Below are 16,092 nucleotides of genomic sequence, written 5' to 3' on the forward strand. Positions count from 1 at the left end.
CGCCTCGGCGGGGAGATGTTCAAATTCGCATGTCGCAGTTAGGGCCGGGATGCGCCCTTGGGCAAATATCGCTCGACGGTCCATCCCGGCCGCTTGCTCGGCTAGCTCCCGGAAACTGAACCTAGAGCTCCCAAACAGTAATATTTCGTCTCCAGGTATTCATCGATCCCGGTGATGCCGCCCTCGCGGCCGAGCCCCGACTGCTTGACGCCGCCGAAGGGCACCGGCGGGCCGGTCATCTTCACCGAGTTGACGCTGACCATGCCGTACTCCAGCGCCCGCAGCAGCTTCCAGATGCGGCGGATGTCATGGGTGTAGACATAGGCCGCCAGGCCGTACTCGGTGTCGTTGGCCATGGCGATGACCTCGTCGTCGTCGCGGTAGGCGGTCACGCCGGCCACCGGAGCGAAGTTCTCCTCGCGCCACACCTTCATTTCGGGCGTCACGCCGGTGAGCAGCACGGGCATGAAGAAGTTGTCGCCCGGCGCCCGGGTCTGGTCGCCGGCCACCAGGGTCGCGCCGCGGGAGATGGCGTCGTCGACGATGGCCGCCGCCTTGTCCACCGCCTGGCGGTGGATCAGCGGCCCCAGGTCGACCTCGCTCTCCATGCCGTTGCCCACGGTCAGCGCCGCCATGCGCTCGGCGAAGTGTTCTACGAATTCGTCGTGGATCGACTCGTGCACCAGGATGCGGTTGGCCGCCAGGCAGTCCTGACCGGCGGTCTGGAACTTGGCCGCCACCGCAGCGAAGGCCGCCTCCTTGGGGTCCATGTCGGGGCCGACGATGAACGGTGCGTTGCCGCCGAGCTCCAGCGAGACACGCTTCACCGTCTGGGCGCTCTGCTCCAGCAGCAGCCGGCCGACCCGGGTGGAACCGGTGAAGGATAGCGCCTTGATGCGCTCCTCGGCACACAGAATTTTCGACACCTCGGCGGGCTCGCCCAGCACCACGTTGAACACGCCCGCCGGAATGCCGGCGCGCTCGGCCAGCTCGGCCAGCGCCAACGCCGAGAACGGCGTCTCGCCGGCCGGCTTGACGATCACCGGGCAGCCGGCAGCCAGGGCGGCGGCGGCCTTGCGCGTGATCATCGCCAGCGGGAAGTTCCACGGCGTGATCAGCGCGGCGATACCCACCGGCTCCTTGAGCGTGCCCAGCGCGGCGTTGGGGATGTGGCTGGGAATGGTCTCGCCGAAGGTACGCTTGCCCTCCTCGGCGAACCAGCGCACGAAGCTGGCGCCGTACTCCACCTCGCCGCGCGCATCGGGCAGCGGCTTGCCCTGCTCCAGGGTCATGATGGTGGCGAGATCCTCGCGGTTGGCCTGCAGCAGGTCGTGCCAGGCCAGCAGGCGCTCGGCGCGCTCGTCGGCACGCAGCGCGCGCCAGTGGGCGAAAGCGGTGTCGGCGGCGTCCACCGCCTCGCGGATCTGGTGCGCCTCGAGCCAGGGAATGTAGCCGATGACCTCGCCGGTGGCGGGGTCGAAGACCGTCTCCTCGCGGCCGCCGTCGCCGTAGGTCCACTTGCCGTTCACGTAGGCGTGCTGACGAAACAGACGCGGATCACCCAGCATGGTGGACAGTGTATTGGTCAGCTTCATGTTCATGGGCACCTCCCCTGACACCGGCCCCTCGCCCACGGGCCGGCTGTGGCAAAAACGACAGAGCAGCCGGGGCTGCTCGATGGGTACAGGGTAAGGGCAAAGCCCGGCCGGGACTTTTCGTTAGCCGGCGTAACCAATACGGTTTTTTTTGTCCTCCATGGCTAAGTTGCGTTTTTTTCTGCGCCGGGCGTTCAGGTTTCCGGCGGCGCGGCCAGCGCCTCCTCGGTGAACACGATCAGGCCCAGCTCCGGCCGGTAACCGTGGATCTCCTTGACGTCGAGCGCCTGCAGGAAGTGGAGGATCTCCTCGCTGATGACCTGCCCCGGCACCAGCACCGGGAAGCCCGGCGGGTAGGGGATCACGAAGCTGGCCGAGACTACGTCCCGGCCCGCTCGCATCTCGGCCTGGAGCTCGCCGTTGTCGAAGCGCAGGTACTCGGTATTCTCCTCGTCGTAGCTCAGGAAATAGGCACGACGGATGTCGCCCTGGGGCGTCTCGGGGCACTGGCGGAAGGCGTCGTGGAAGCGGCTGAAATCAGGCAGCGGCGGCAGCTCACGGGTCAGCGAATGCACCCGGCGCTCGATGATCTTGCGCTCGGGACGGCTGCTCTCCTCCCAACGGTACTCGAACTCCTTGGCCAGCTTGATCAGCACGTCGAGCAGGTAGGCGATGGAGCCGCGGGTGGTGCCGATGTTGGTCATGAACAGCACGGTGTTGCGCGAGGTCTTGTTGATCTGGATGCCGTACTTGTTCATCAGGTATTCGTTCTTGAAGGCGTCGCCGTCGACCCCGGTGTGGCCGATGGCGATGGTCACCCGGGTCGGGTCGACGACGAACTCGTCCCGCGCCCAGGCCTCCTCCATCTGGTTCCAGCCGGTCACCGGGTCGTAGTAGGACTCGACCCCCGACTCGCGGTACTCGGCGGGCACCATGTCGCTGTTCTTGAGCACGCGGAAGTATTTCTGCAGCAGCGGATGGGTGTAGAGCTGCTCGCGCAGCGACAGCGCCGCCTCTACCTGGGCGTGGACCAGCTCGAAGCCCTCCATCTCCGCCTGCATGCGCCCCACGTCGAGCGAGGCGAGGATCTGGTAGTTGGGCGAGGTGGAGGTGTGGGTCATGTAGGCCTCGTGGAACGGGGCCTCCACGCGCTGGCGGAACTCCTGGTCATAGACGTGGATCATCGAGCCCTGGCGCAGCGAGGTCAGGGTCTTGTGGGTGGAGTGGGTGGCGTAGGCGCGGATGCGCACCGCCTCGGGGTCGGGCATCAGCCGGCGGTCGAGCCAGGTGGCGTCGTCGTCGGGGTCGAGCGCGTCGAACTCCGCCTTCCATGCCGCGTACTCCTCGCGGTAGGCCTCGCTGCGGTAGCGGTCGCACAGGGTGCGCGCGGCGTGCATGGCGGTGCGCGGCCGGTAGGTGGGGTTGAAGGTGGCGAAGGCGAACCACGCCTCGTCCCACAGGAACACCAGGTCGGGCTTGATCGCCAGGCACTCCTCCATCACCCGGCGCACGTTGTAGACCACGCCGTCGAAGGTGCAGTTGGTCAGCAGCAGCATCTTGACCCGGTGGAGTTCGCCGGCGCGCTTGTAGGCCAGCAGGGTCTCCTTGATCTCGCGCAGCGGCACCGCACCATACATCGAGTAGTCGTTGAGCGGGTAGGAGTCCAGGTAGCTGACGTGGGCACCGGCCAGCACCATGCCGTAGTGGTGCGACTTGTGGCAGTCGCGGTCGATCAGCACGATGTCTCGCGGCTTGACCAGCGCCTGCACCACGATCTTGTTGGCCGTCGAGGTGCCGTTGGTGACGAAGTAGCTCTGGCGCGCACCGAAAGCCCGGGCGGCATACTCCTGGGCCTTCTTGATCGGCCCGTAGGGCTGCAGCAGCGAGTCGAGCCCGCCCGAGGTCGCCGAGGTCTCGGCGAGGAAGATGTTGATGCCGTAGAAGTCGATCATGTGCCCCGCCCAGTGCGAGCGGGTCACCGACTTGCCGCGCGAGATGGGCATGGCGTGGAACACCCCGGTGGGCTTCTTGCTGTATTCGCGCAGGGCATCGAAGAACGGCGTGCGGTAGCGGCTATCGATGGCACGCAGGATGGTATGGTGCTGCTCGATGTAGTCGGTTTCGCGATAGAAGATGCGGTTGAAGTGCCGGATGTCGCGGCTCGCCGTGGCCTCGACGTCGCCGCTGGTGACCAGGAACTGGTCGATCTCGGGGCGCAGCTCGTGAATCATCGAGCTGAGCAGGATGCTGCGCTCTGCCTCGGTCTGGTATTCCAGCTCCTTCTCCGACAAGCCCTCGAGGTAGTTGCGCAGGGCGCTGAGGTTGTACTTCGACTTGTAGGGAAACTCGTAGCGGATCAGGCAGGCCTGGATGTTGGGGTTGACCAGCACGGCGATCAACGCATCCTCGAAGCTGCGCACCGTCACCACGTCGTAGACGAAACGGTCCTCGGGCCGGCGCAGGCTGTGGAACGCCTCGCGCACCACCTCTTCCTCCTGGGCCGAGAGGTTGTCGACGATCAGCAGCTCGAAATAGGGCTGCGCGGAGCTGTTGGAGGCCGGGTGGCCGTGGCGCAGCTGCGCCAGGGCATCGAGGGTCTCGAGATCCTCGGCGCCGGCATCGGTCTCGGAGAGGTCGACGTGTCGCCGCCGGTAGGACTCGCTGATCAGCGCCCGCACCAGCCGCTTGACCACCTTCTCCAGCAGCACGTACTCCTCGCGATCGAACAGCGACCAGAGGTGACGAAAATCCTCCTTGGAAGGGAAGGCGTGGTAGTCCTCGATGATCTCGAGCCGCGTCATCTTGACGTCGATCGCCTTGATCAGGTTGCGCGCCCGGCCCTCATCGTCGAGCCGCACCAGTTGCCCGAGGTCGCGCTTGAGCGCGTTCCAGGTGTCGGCGCGAAGCTGGGAGATCTTGTGGTAGAAGCCCAGCGCGGTATAGGGCGTTTCGGTATGGCTGCTCTCGTGCATGGCGACACCCTTCCCATCGTTGTTCGTTATTTTCTCGAGCGGCGACGGTGCTCGCCGCTCACACCGGCTATCGGGGGCCGTAACGGACCCTCAACTGCTGTTCGGGAAAATGCTCGAAGGCCAGCTCGAGGGTCTGCCCCGGCCAGCGGTAGTTCACCCGCCCCGTCGCCGGCCAGTAGGCCGCGGTGTAGATGGTGCCGAGCCCGCGCGCATAGTCGCGGCGGAACAGCGGCGGCGCGGCGAAGGCCTCGAGCAGGCGCCCTTCGGTGGTGGCCGGGTCGTCGACCAGGATCGACAGCTGGCGCTCGCGGATCAGCGTCTCCGAGGCCAGCGCATGGGCATACCACTCGATCTTCTTCTGGTGGTTGGTGGCCACCGGCACCCGGCGGATGCTGGCCCGACGATCGGGGGCAATCATCGCCGTGACATAGCGCCCCGCGGCATCGGTCAGGGTGATGTTGTAGGCCATGTGGCTGGGCACCCGGGCCAGCACCTCGGCGGCCTGGGGCACGCTGTCGCAGAATTCCAGCAGGTAACGCAGGATGATCGGGGCACCGAAGCCCTCGCCCACCGCCTTGCGCCCGCCGAAGGCCAGCGACACGGCAAGGCCCTGCTCGTTCATGCCGTCCAGCACGCCCCACAGACAGTCGGTCATGGCGATCACGCCTCGCCCGTTCCAGCGGGTATAGAGGACGGTGCCCTCGCACAGCTCCGGCGGGTAGTCGTAGTTGCGCGCCAGCAGGGGGGCACCGGGGCGTGCCAGCACCGCCTGGGAGCAGCCGGTAATGTAGGCCGGCGGCTGGTAGAGGCTGAGAAAGCGCGCCGCCAGATCGCCCCCCCCGGCCAGCTCGCATAGCGCCCGGTAGGTATCGAGCAGCTCCGGCATGTGCCGGCGCAGGGCGTTGTAGCAGCTCAGGTAGGCCGGCCGCTCACGCTCGCCCTCGGCCAGGTACCAGGCCTCGTAGGCCGGCCAGTGGTAATCGAACAGCGACCGCCACTTGGCCCCGGGGACCGCCTCGTGCAGGGTCCGGAATACCAGCGTCTTCTCCATCTCTAGCCGCCGCGCCTCATGCTGCCCTTCGCCCCCGGCGTTCACAGGATCTTGAAATTGCCGCCACCGATGGCGTGGGTCACGGCGACCTCCTCGACCACCGGGTCCTGCAGCGGCTGGCCGGCGTACTCGCCGCGGATGCCCTCGATCCAGGCCTTGGCCCGCTCGGTCAGTTGGAAGTCGTCGTCCATCAGGCGCCCGCGTGTGATCAGGATGCCGAGATCGGCACCCTCGTAGCGGAAGTCGCCCGGCCCGCTGATACGCAGGAAGAACGCCTCGCGCTCGTTCTCGGCGGCATGGGGGTGGTAGCTGTAATGGTCGTAGGCGATGCGGTTGTCCTCGCCCAGGGTCCACACGCCGGTGCGGGGCGCGCGGGTCAGCAGGTCGACGCTCTCGTCGGTGTGCTTGATCACCAGTTGGCTCCAGCTGTCGACGCTATCGGGGTGCGACCAGCGCTCGTTGATCTCCTCGATGTCGAGATCGAAGTCGACCTCGGAGAACTCCAGCAGGTGGAACAGGAACAGCGGGATGTCGGAGTGGGCGAAGGCCGCCACGTTGGTCAACGAACTGGCCCCGGTGACGCGAGGGTTGAGCTCGCCCAGGTAGACCTCGCCGCTGTCCATGTCGATCAGGAAATCGAGTTCGAAGTAGCCGCGGTAGCCCTCCTCGCGCAGCGCCTCGCCGAACTTGAAGGTGTATTCGCGGGCCTTGTCGCGGACCTCCTGGCTGAAGGCGCCGGCGAACATCTCGTTGCCGCACCAGCCGCCCTTGTAGGGGGTCAGCGACTTGAAGCCGACCAGCTCGGTCATCAGCGGGCCGACCACGGTGCCGCAGCGGGTGGCGCAGGCCTCGATGGCCGAGCCACGGCAGTTGATGCGCTTCATGATCTTGACCTCGGGTTCGGCCTCGATCTCCTCGGCGTGCTTGTAGTAGTCCTCTTCGCTGGCGATGAAGAAGGTGGTGTGGCCGGAATCGCCGTAGGCGGTCTGCACCACCAGGTCGTCGCCCAGCTCGCGGCTGACCTCGAGCAGCTCGCGGTAGCTGCCAACCTTGGCCAGCACGTTGGGCACGCTGGGTACCCCGGCCTTGTTGCCGATCCGCACCGTCTCGATCTTGTTGTCCATGCGCGAGCGCAGCGCCGCCGGCGGGAACGCCACGCGCAGCCCGAGCTGGCGGCAGATCTCCTCGGTATGCTCGTCGAACATCAGGAACGCGGCCACCCCGGCATTCTCGCCAGCGGCTCGCGACTGGATGAAATCGATCACCTCCTTGTGCTCGAGCAGGTAGTTGTTGATGTCCTCGATGCTCTCGAAGTCGCGCGGAAACTTCTCCTTGGGCACGAAGACGTTGCGCTGCTGGCCGTCGAAGCAGTCGATGTAGTTGATATGGCGGAAGTTGCCCACCCAGTCACCGATGCCGAGCAGGTTGAAGTTGGTGGCGGAGATGAAGTAGACCGGCTCCTTGTTGTTGCGGAAATGGCGACGCACATCGGCAATGCTGGTGATCTTGTTCATTGTTGTCGCTCCATCGATGGCGGAAGGGGTGGCAGCGGCGCGTCTCGGGCGGACCGCTGCCGGAAGGGAGTCCCCGGGCCGGAAGAAGCGTTGCATCAAGCCGATCAGGAACTCCCGCATGACGATCTCCTTGGCGGTCAATACTCTTCGATATCGGTGCGCTGCGGCTTGGCCAGCGGCCCCAGGCTGGCCAGAAACGGTGAGGGGCCGTGCTCGAAGCGATAGACCGAGAAGTCCACCTGGCGGTCGCGGAAGCTCTTGAGCGGCTGCCCCAGGCCGCGCAGGCCGGTCTCGCGCTCGCGGCGCACACGGTTGAAATCCACTTCGATGGGCATGATCTCTTCGCCCGATCCGGCCTGGTGAATGACGTCACCCGAAGGCCCCACGACGATCGAGCGGCCGTTGCCGATCGCCCCCGCGCCGTTGATGTCGAAGAAGTAGCACTGGTTGACCGCGGCGTTGGTGCGGGCGATGGAGAGCTCGATGTCGCGGTCGATGGTATCGGTCATGGTCGGGTGGAGGATCACCTCGGCGCCCATCGCGGCGAGCGTCCGGGTGGTCTCGGGAAACCACATGTCGTAGCAGATCGACACGCCGAAGCGGCCGACGTTGGGTACGTCGAAGAGGACGAACTCGCTGCCGCTCTCCACGCCCGCCTCGTAGGGGCGGAAGGGGAACATCTTGCGGTAGCGCGCCACCACCTGGCCGCTTGGGTCGATTACCGACAGGGTGTTGAAGATACCGTGCTCGGTGCGCTCGAACATCGAGCCGGGAATCAGCCAGATGCGGTACTGCTCGGCAAGCTGGCAGAAGAATTGCTCGACGTGGCTCGGCAGCGGGTGGGCATGGTGCGGCGAGGCACCCAGCGGCATCAGCTCGCTGAACAGGACCATCTGCACCTGGGGGAAGCGGCTCATCAGCACATCGACCCGGTGGCGCATGGCCTCGGTATTGTCGCCGTGATGCGGGGCCTGCATCTGCACCCCGGCAATGGTGAAGTAGGACATGGGCATCTCTCTGCGTCAGGCGATCACGTCTCAGGGCGCTATCCATCTCGTCCGGCACCGCGATGACATGCCGGAAAGATCGCCCGGCCTGGTGAGCTCCCGCTCACCTTCGCCTTTAGCTTATGCCATGGAGGCCGTCGGGGCATCAACGTTGAGTTCTCGTTGGCCGCCGCGCCGCGTCCGCCGTCCGGGCCTTCAGCTGCGGAGGAAATCACCCGGCTCCAGGCCATGAGCGGGGCGCTTGACCGTCTTGGTCACGATGTAGGTGAAGTAGCGTTCGATGCCGGCGTCGGAGGTCAGCCAGTCGTCGATCAGGCGCTGGTAGGCGTCCACGGAATCGGCCTCGACCTTCAGCAGGTAGTCGACCCCGCCACCCACCGCCACGCACTCGGTGACCTCGGGGGTGTCGTGCACCAGCGCCTCGAAGCAGGCGAAGCTCTCGGCGTTGTGCTGCTTGAGCTCGATCTGTACCCAGACCGGCGTGCGCTTGACCAGCGCATGAGGGTTGATACGGGCACTGTAGCCCTCGATGATGCCGGCTTTCTCCAGGCGCCGCACCCGTTCCCAGCAGGGGCTGACCGAGAGGTTGATCGCCTCGGCCAGCCTCGACTTGGTGATGCGCCCGTCGCGGGACAGGATCTCGAGTATCTTCAGGTCATAGCGATCGAGTTTCATGGTTCTCTCTATGTCAGGCTCAACCCAGTGAGTCGACCACCTCGGCGATCACCGCGATGGTGTCGCCCATGTTGACCAGCGCCGGGAAGCGCCGCGCGGCGAGAATGCCGTCGCGGCCCGCACGGTACTCCACCGGCGCACTGCCGCTGCGGGTCATGTCGTAGACCCGGGCGATGACCTGCCCCTTTTCCACCTTGTCGCCCAGCGCCAGGGTCAGCTCGAGCAGACCAGTATGCTCGCTCTGCACGTAACAGCTGGCATCGGGCATGTCGAGGTAGACCTGGGGCTCGGCGGGCATCTCCACCTCGCCTTCGACGAGGCCGAAATGGATCAGGAAGTTACGCACGCCGCGTTCGGTGATGGCCAGGCTCTCGGGCGTCGAGGTGCCGCCGCCGCCCAGCTCGGTGGCGACGAAGACCTTGCCCTGGCTCTCCACCGCGGTATCGAACAGCGCCGCGGCGTCGAGCTCGAACATCATCATGGCATAGGGCGCGCCGAACGCCTTGGCCCCCTCGAGCGCCTGGCGCTGCTGCTCGGGGTCGTCGAGCACGTGGGAGGCGCCGAAGGGAATGATGTCCAGGGTGCGCCCGCCGGAGTGCAGATCGAGCACCACGTCGCACATCGGTGTCATGACCCGGGTGAAGTAGTCGGCGATCTTCTCGGTCACCGAGCCGTCGGGGTCGCCGGGAAAACTGCGGTTGAGGTTGCCGCCATCCATCGGCGAGGTGCGCTTGCCGGCCATGGCCGCCGGCATGTTCATCATCGGCACGATGATCACGCGCCCGCGCACGTCCTCGGCGCGAAGCTCGCTGGTGAGCTTCATCAACGCAGTGATGCCCTCGTACTCATCGCCATGGTTGCCGCCGGTGAGCAGCGCCGTGGGGCCCTCGCCGTTCTTGACCACGGTGACCGGAATCATCACCGCCCCCCAGGCGGATTCATCGGTCGAGACCGGCAGCTTGAGGAAGCCGTGCTGGACGCCGTCGGCGTCGAAGTCCACGGTGGCGCTGATCGGGCTGGGTCGTTTGGTCATGTTCCTGGAACTCCTTGTACTATGGGCAACTGCTCGGGGCTATTCCGGCAACAAACCTGCGAGGAGGCGCTGTGAATACTTCCCTGTACGCTACTTTTGCCTTCCCTGGCAAAAGACCTCCTCTTCGGCTTGTCCCCGGCGCCTCTCGCTACAGCAGTTGTCGCTTGTTACTCATCGCACAAACAGCTGGCGCGGGAAGCTGGCCAGCGATTCGCAGCCGGTGTCGGTAATCAAAATGCTCTCGGTGATCTCGAGCCCCCACTCGTCCTGCCACATGCCCGGCATGAAGTGGAAAGTCATACCGGGTTCCAGGATGGTCTCGTCGGAAGGGCGCAGGCTCATGGTGCGTTCGCCCCAGTCGGGCGGGTAGCTGATGCCGATGGGATAGCCGCAGCGGGCACCGCCACGGTCGAAGCCGTACTTGTCCATCGCCGCACCCAGCGCCATGGCGATGTCGGCGGTGCGATTGCCGGGCTTGGCCACGGCCAGGCCGTTCTCGATGCCCTCGAGCAGCGCCGATTCGGCGCGCACGAACTCCGACGGCGGTCGGCCGAGGAAGACGGTGCGCGACATCGGCGCGTGGTAGCGCTTGTAGACACCGGCGATCTCGAAGAAGGTGCCCTCGCCCTCGCGAAACGGGGTGTCGTCCCAGGTCAGGTGCGGCGCGGCGGCGTCCTTGCCGGTGGGCAGCATCGGTACGATGGCGGGATAGTCGCCGCCGTGAACCCGGCCCTGCGGATCGACCCAACCCTCGATGCCCACCCGATAGATTTCCGACACCAGCTTGCTCTTGGGCAGCCCCGGCTCGATCACCTCGAGGATGCGAGAGTGCATGCCCTCGACGATCTTGCCGGCGATGCGCATGTAGGCGATCTCCTGGGGCGACTTGATCGCGCGGCACCAGTTGACCAGCGAGTTGGCATCCATGAAGCGCGCGTGGGGCAGCTCGCGCAGCAGGCTCTGGTAGGCCTTGGCCGAAAAGTAGTAGTTGTCCATTTCCAGCCCCACCACCCCCTCGTGCCAGCCGCGGTCGGGCATGATCGACTGGGCCAGGTAGTCCATCGGATGCATGTCCGGGTTCTGGACGTAGTAGTCGGGGTAGTAGGTGATGTTGTCGGGATCGATCCAGCAGGTGCGCAGCGCCCCGTTGGCATCCATGCGCCGCCCGTACCACACCGGCTCGCCTTCCAGCCCCACCAGCACGCACTGGTGCACGTAAAACGACCAGCCATCGTAGCCGGTCAGCCAGGCCATGTTGGAGGGATCGCTGATGACCAGCACGTCGATTCCGCGGCTGGCCATTTCGGCCCGCACCTTCCATAGCCGGCTGGCATATTCCTCACGAGTGAAGGACAGGGATACCTGAGTCATTGGGCACTCGCCATTGCATCACCAAGAGCCAGCCACCTTCGCGAGGAGAGGAGCCGGGCCAGAGGGTAGTCGGCCTTCGGTCGGAAAAGGACCGGCGCCTGAAATTGTCATGAAGCTATCCAGCCAAAAGCATGACAATCCCAAGCCAATGCCGCTAAGCTGATAGTAGCACTCCCCCTTGGCAGGCGGTCAAAGGCTTTATTGAATCATGACAATTGATCTGACTCCGTACCTGACGGATACGGGGCCCAAGTATCTCGCCATCGCGCGCGCACTGTCGGAAGCGGTGCGCCAGGGCGAACTGGTGCCCGGCACGCGGTTGCCGCCCCATCGCCAGCTCGCCGAGAGCCTGGGGGTCAGCGTGCAGACCGTGTCGCGGGCCTATGCCCAGGCCGAGAAGATGGGGCTGGTGCAGGCCCGGGTCGGCAGCGGCACCTGGATCAACGCGCTGGACGATGCCCGCGAATCGGCCTACCTGCGCGGCCACGAGGCACGCCAGGAAAATCCGCTCATCGACCTGTCGATCGCCCATCCCGTGTGTACCCCGAGCCATCACCTGCGCTTCCGCCAGGCCCTGGCGGAGCTGGCCGAACAGGCCAGCCCCGAGGTGATCACCGCCTGCCGGCCCATCGCCGGACTCGTCCACCAGCGCGAGCGCGCCAGCACCTGGCTGCAGTCCCGCCTGCACGTACCCGGCGAGATGGACGATCGCATCCTCTGCAACGGTGCCGCCCACGGCCTGATGTTGGCGATCTCGAGCGTGGTCCAGCACGGCGACCTGGTGCTGACCGAGGCGCTGACCGATCACGGCCTGATCGCCCTGTCACGCACCCTGGGCTTTCAATTGCGCGGCATCGCCATCGACGCCGAGGGTATCGTCCCCGAAGCCCTCGAACTGGCCTGCCAGCGCTTCAAGCCACGCGCGCTCTACCTGACCCCGACCCAGCTCAATCCCACCGGAGCGACGATGAGCGAGGCACGCCGCGACGCCGTGGCCGAGGTCCTGGCACGCCATCGGGTATGGCTGATCGAGGACGACGTGCACGCCCTGCTGGAGGCGCCGGGCTTCACCCCGGTCGCGGCACGTATCCCGCAGTTGAGCTTTCACGTCACCAGCCTGACCAAGGTGACCGTGCCGGGCCTGCGCGCCGGCTATCTCACCGTGCCTCGCGGCCAGCTGCACCACGTGCTGCCACGCATGCGCGCCACTACCTGGATGGCCACCTCGCTGGTGTTCGAGATCGCCGACCGCTGGCTGGCCGACGGCACCGTCGAGGCAATGGCCGCCGAACAGCGCAGCCTGCTCGGTGAGCGTCAGCAGCTTACCCACCGGCTGCTGGGGCACCACGCGCTGGAGTCGCGCCCGACCAGCCTGCACGTGTGGATCTCGCTGCCCGATGCCTGGCGCGCCGAGGAGCTGCAGCAGCAGGCCGAACAGGAGGGGCTGGCCATCACCACTGCGGTACCGTTCATGGTGGAACAGACGCCGCCGCCGCGGCGCATCCGCGTGAGTCTCGGGGCCGAACAGGACATCGCCCGCCTCGAGGAGGGGCTCAAGCGCCTGGGCCTGCTGCTCGACGAAGCGCCGCCGCCCATGATGCAGATCGTCTACTGAACGAAAGGAGCCGTTATGCGCATACTGCTGCACATCGACGACATCGAGGCCTGGCGCGACGCCCTGGCCCATCGCCTGCCCGAAGCCGAGATCGTCACCGCCGAAGATCCCCCCGAGCGGCGTCGCGACGCCGACTATCTGGCGGTGTGGAAACCATCGCAAGCACTGCTCACCGAACAGACCCGCGCCAAGGGCATCATCAACCTGGGGGCCGGCGTCGATGCCCTGCTGAACAATCCCGGCCGCCCCGAGGGCGTGCCCATCGTCAAGCTGCGCGATGCCGGCATGGCCGAGCTGATCGGCGACTACGTGCGCTACGGCGTGCTCCACTTCCAGCGCGATTTCGACCGCTACCGCCGCCAGCAGGCCCGCTGCGAATGGCGAGAACACACCGTCACCGACAAGGGCGACTGGCCGGTGGGCGTGCTGGGCCTCGGTGCCATCGGCGCCAAGGTGGCCGCCATGGTCGCCGCTGACGGGTTCCCCGTGCACGGCTGGAGTCGCTCGCCCAAGTCGCTCGACGGCATCACCTGTCACCACGGCGATGCCGGCCTTGCCGAATTGCTCGGCCAGGTGCGCACCCTGGTGCTGCTGCTGCCGGGTACGAATTCGACCCGTCATATCATCGATGCCGAGGCGCTCGCCAAGCTGCCCGCGGGCGCCAGCCTGATCAACCCCGGCCGCGGCAGCCTGATCGACCGGGCGGCGCTGCTCGAGGCACTGGGCGAAGGGGAGCGGGAAGGCCGGCTGCGCGGTGCCATTCTCGATGCCTTCCCCGAGGAACCGCTGCCCGCCGACAGCCCGCTGTGGACACACCCGCGCATCTGGGTGACACCGCACATGGCCGGTCCCACGCCGCTGGTCGAGGCCGTCGACCAGGTGGTCGAGGCGATTCGCGCCTTCGAGGCCGGCGAAGCGCTCGAGACCGTCGACCCCGAGGCGGGCTACTGAGGCCGGTGGCAACCCCAGCGGCGGGCAGCCCCGCCGCTCTCCCCTCGCCAGCCGCCGTGCCTCAGGCCGGCTGCGGCAGCCGCTTGAGGTCCCGATAGCCGAGTTCGGCCACGACTTCGGTACGTTCCTGCTCCAGGGCCTCGCTGACGCGGAAGCGCGCGATCAGGCGGGCCATCTCGCTGGCCTGGTCGTCGAGCGAACGGCTGGCGGTCGCCACTTGCTCCACCAGCGCCGCGTTCTGCTGGGTGGTGGCCTCCAACTGGCTCACGGCCTGGTTGATCTGCTCGATACCCGCCGATTGCTCGCCGCTGGCCGACGAGATCTCCGCCACCAGGTCGGCGATCCGACGTACGTCGCGAGCGATGGCCGTGAGCGCCTCCGAGGTCTGTCCCACCAGCCCGTTGCCCGTCTCCACGCGCTGGGTGGTGTTGGCGATCAGCTGACGAATGCGCTCGGCCTCCTCGGCGCTGCGGCTGGCCAGCTTGCGCACCTCGCCGGCGACCACGGCGAAGCCGCGGCCATGCTCGCCGGCGCGCGCCGCCTCCACCGACGCGTTGAGCGCCAGCAGGTTGGTCTGGAAGGCAATGCCGTCGATGGCCTCGACGATAGCGGTGACCTGGCGATTGGCCTCGAAGATCTGCTGCATGGCCTGGCGCGCCTCCTCGGCGACCCGGCTGGCCTGTTCGGCCTGGGTGACGGCCTGCTCGCTCATGGCGCTGGCCTGGTGGGCGTTGTCGGCCGATTGGCGCACGGTGGAGGTCATCTGCTCCATGCTGGTAGCGGTTTCCACCAGCGAGGCGGATTGCTCCTCGGTGCGGCTGGCCAGGTCCTCGTTGCCCTGTGCGATCTCGCCGCTGGCCGAGCCGACGCCGCGGGCGCCCTGCTGGATCGAGGCGACCAGTGCCTCCATGCCGGCAGTGGAAGCATTGAAGGCGCGGTAGAGCTGGGAGAGTTCGTCGCTGCCGGGCTCGGCCAGACGCTGGGTCAGGTCGCCGCCACGCGACTCGATCTGGGACAGGGCGAGCCGTAGCGGCCTCACCATGCTGCGCACCAGCACGATGGAGAGCAAAACGGCCACCGCGATGGCCAGCGCTGCCAGGCCGGCGAAGCTCACAAGCCCCAGGTGCGCCGCAGCCGCCAGCTCAGCGGCACGCGCCTGCACGGAGTCGGCGACGGCAAGTTCGACCTCGCGCAACCGCTCGAGCTTGCCGGTCTGGGCTTCGAACCAGCGCTCGGGCCGAATGCCATACCCCCCATCGACGCCCTGGAGCATGGCGATCTGGCGCATCATGAAGAGGTTGCCATTCGCCTCGTGCTCCGTGGTGGCTGCCCGATAGCGCGCCGCGATGTCCGCATCCGCCAGGACCATGAAGCTCTCCTCGAACGCCGACTCCTCGCCCAGCAGGCGCAGGAAACGATAGTAGACGTCCGGGGACATACTGTTGGCGGCAAAGGCGCTGGCCAGCAGCGCCCGCTCGATGCCAGCCTTCTCCTTGATCTCCAGCAGGGCATAGTAGGCGCCCAGGCTGCGGGTCAGCTCACCGATATTGCCGAGCGCATTCAGCCTGCCGACCACTTCGGCCAGCCGCGCATTGATCTCGGTGTAGTACTCGAGCGCCTCCAGATTCTCGATGGCCAGCGCGTCGACCTCGCGACGCATGCCGGCGATCTCGGCCAGCAGCGCCTCGACCTCCCGCTGGCGCTGTCCGATGCCGGCGTCGCCGCTGGCATCGAGGCCGACGCGAACGTCGCGATAGACGATGAGTTGCTCATCGACCCGCTCGCGCTGGGCGGCAAGCCGATTGCCGAAGCTCTCGCCACGGCTGCCGAGGAAGCCGACCGAGAGGCCGCGTTCGACCTGCAGTTCGTGCATCAGCCCACCCAGCTGTGCCGCCAGGCCGGCGAAGCGGTCTACCTGCTGCATGTCGCCGGCCAGTCGCTGGCGCTCCATGACGCCGCTGCCCGCCAGCCAGACGATGATGACAAGAGGAAAGGCCAGCGCCAGCATGAATTTGCGTGACACTGGAATACGGTGGAGAAGGTTTCTCATGTTCAGTTCCTGCCAAGCTCAGTGATATCGAAGGGTCGGGACAAGGCTGGCGAAGCTGAGCCGTTGTTGTTGTGATATCCGTCGGCCTAGGCTGCAAATGCGCCATCATTCAGCGCACGCAGCCCTTTTTCGGCCGCGTGAGGCGAAGCTTGAACGCTTCGCTTCGTCCTGCGCCCTCTTATTGACCGGTGTCACGTTTTCGATCTCTTTACGCCTCGCAGGTCTCGCCGGTCTGGAAGCCATTGATCTCTCGCTCCC

The 16,092-nt window shown here is 66.5% G+C and carries 11 protein-coding genes; 2 read left to right on the plus strand and 9 right to left on the minus strand.

Features of this window, described 5'->3' with window-relative positions; genetic code table 11:
• Positions 1–101: 101 nt before the first annotated feature.
• From HNO51_RS15765 to doeA, 8 genes are all read right to left on the minus strand, one after another.
• Entirely contained in the window at positions 102–1,601 is a 1,500-nt protein-coding gene (locus tag HNO51_RS15765) for an NAD-dependent succinate-semialdehyde dehydrogenase (RefSeq protein ID WP_197448196.1), read from the minus strand.
• A gap of 188 nt (positions 1,602–1,789) precedes the next feature.
• Positions 1,790–4,567 carry an aminotransferase class I/II-fold pyridoxal phosphate-dependent enzyme gene (locus tag HNO51_RS15770; protein WP_197448197.1) on the minus strand — a complete coding sequence of 926 codons (2,778 nt, stop codon included), beginning with the start codon at positions 4,565–4,567 and terminating at the stop codon, positions 1,790–1,792.
• A gap of 67 nt (positions 4,568–4,634) precedes the next feature.
• Entirely contained in the window at positions 4,635–5,618 is a 984-nt protein-coding gene (locus HNO51_RS15775; protein WP_197448198.1) for a C45 family autoproteolytic acyltransferase/hydrolase, read from the minus strand.
• A 41-nt stretch (positions 5,619–5,659) separates the two neighbouring features.
• Positions 5,660–7,132: a biotin carboxylase gene (locus tag HNO51_RS15780; protein ID WP_197448199.1), complete on the minus strand. Its 1,473-nt coding sequence runs from the start codon at positions 7,130–7,132 to the stop codon at positions 5,660–5,662.
• A gap of 137 nt (positions 7,133–7,269) precedes the next feature.
• Positions 7,270–8,139, minus strand: a complete 870-nt coding sequence (locus HNO51_RS15785; protein ID WP_197448200.1) for a carbon-nitrogen hydrolase family protein — start codon at positions 8,137–8,139, stop codon at positions 7,270–7,272.
• A gap of 195 nt (positions 8,140–8,334) precedes the next feature.
• Positions 8,335–8,814: an Lrp/AsnC family transcriptional regulator gene (locus tag HNO51_RS15790; protein WP_197448201.1), complete on the minus strand. Its 480-nt coding sequence runs from the start codon at positions 8,812–8,814 to the stop codon at positions 8,335–8,337.
• A gap of 19 nt (positions 8,815–8,833) precedes the next feature.
• Entirely contained in the window at positions 8,834–9,847 is a 1,014-nt protein-coding gene (gene doeB / locus HNO51_RS15795) for a N(2)-acetyl-L-2,4-diaminobutanoate deacetylase DoeB (RefSeq protein ID WP_209537835.1), read from the minus strand.
• 171 nt (positions 9,848–10,018) lie between these two features.
• A complete protein-coding gene (gene doeA, locus HNO51_RS15800) occupies positions 10,019–11,218 on the minus strand; it encodes an ectoine hydrolase DoeA (RefSeq protein ID WP_197448203.1) in 1,200 nt (399 codons plus the stop codon).
• Between the two features lie 208 nt (positions 11,219–11,426).
• Between doeA and ehuR the strand changes: the two genes are divergently transcribed.
• Positions 11,427–12,833 (plus strand): MocR-like ectoine utilization transcription factor EhuR, encoded by a 1,407-nt coding sequence (gene ehuR / locus HNO51_RS15805; RefSeq protein WP_197448204.1) that lies wholly within the window; start codon positions 11,427–11,429, stop codon positions 12,831–12,833.
• A 15-nt stretch (positions 12,834–12,848) separates the two neighbouring features.
• Entirely contained in the window at positions 12,849–13,784 is a 936-nt protein-coding gene (locus HNO51_RS15810; protein WP_209537836.1) for a 2-hydroxyacid dehydrogenase, read from the plus strand.
• Positions 13,785–13,845: 61 nt separating this feature from the next.
• On the opposite strand, the gene HNO51_RS15815 is transcribed toward HNO51_RS15810, so the two are convergent.
• A complete protein-coding gene (locus HNO51_RS15815; RefSeq protein WP_242597134.1) occupies positions 13,846–15,834 on the minus strand; it encodes a methyl-accepting chemotaxis protein in 1,989 nt (662 codons plus the stop codon).
• Positions 15,835–16,092: the final 258 nt, after the last annotated feature.

Origin of the sequence: Billgrantia sulfidoxydans (assembly GCF_017868775.1) — a bacterium.
Lineage (GTDB): Bacteria > Pseudomonadota > Gammaproteobacteria > Pseudomonadales > Halomonadaceae > Halomonas > Halomonas sulfidoxydans.

What these genes read in the sequence shown, in the direction of transcription:
- HNO51_RS15770 (WP_197448197.1), bottom strand. Translation starts at nt 4,567, where the DNA reads ATGCACGAGAGCAGCCATACCGAAACGCCCTATACCGCGCTGGGCTTC.
- HNO51_RS15790 (WP_197448201.1), bottom strand. Translation starts at nt 8,814, where the DNA reads ATGAAACTCGATCGCTATGACCTGAAGATACTCGAGATCCTGTCCCGC.
- HNO51_RS15815 (WP_242597134.1), bottom strand. Translation starts at nt 15,834, where the DNA reads ATGAGAAACCTTCTCCACCGTATTCCAGTGTCACGCAAATTCATGCTG.
- HNO51_RS15785 (WP_197448200.1), bottom strand. Translation starts at nt 8,139, where the DNA reads ATGTCCTACTTCACCATTGCCGGGGTGCAGATGCAGGCCCCGCATCAC.
- HNO51_RS15780 (WP_197448199.1), bottom strand. Translation starts at nt 7,132, where the DNA reads ATGAACAAGATCACCAGCATTGCCGATGTGCGTCGCCATTTCCGCAAC.
- HNO51_RS15765 (WP_197448196.1), bottom strand. Translation starts at nt 1,601, where the DNA reads ATGAACATGAAGCTGACCAATACACTGTCCACCATGCTGGGTGATCCG.
- ehuR (WP_197448204.1), top strand. Translation starts at nt 11,427, where the DNA reads ATGACAATTGATCTGACTCCGTACCTGACGGATACGGGGCCCAAGTAT.
- doeA (WP_197448203.1), bottom strand. Translation starts at nt 11,218, where the DNA reads ATGACTCAGGTATCCCTGTCCTTCACTCGTGAGGAATATGCCAGCCGG.
- HNO51_RS15775 (WP_197448198.1), bottom strand. Translation starts at nt 5,618, where the DNA reads ATGGAGAAGACGCTGGTATTCCGGACCCTGCACGAGGCGGTCCCCGGG.
- doeB (WP_209537835.1), bottom strand. Translation starts at nt 9,847, where the DNA reads ATGACCAAACGACCCAGCCCGATCAGCGCCACCGTGGACTTCGACGCC.
- HNO51_RS15810 (WP_209537836.1), top strand. Translation starts at nt 12,849, where the DNA reads ATGCGCATACTGCTGCACATCGACGACATCGAGGCCTGGCGCGACGCC.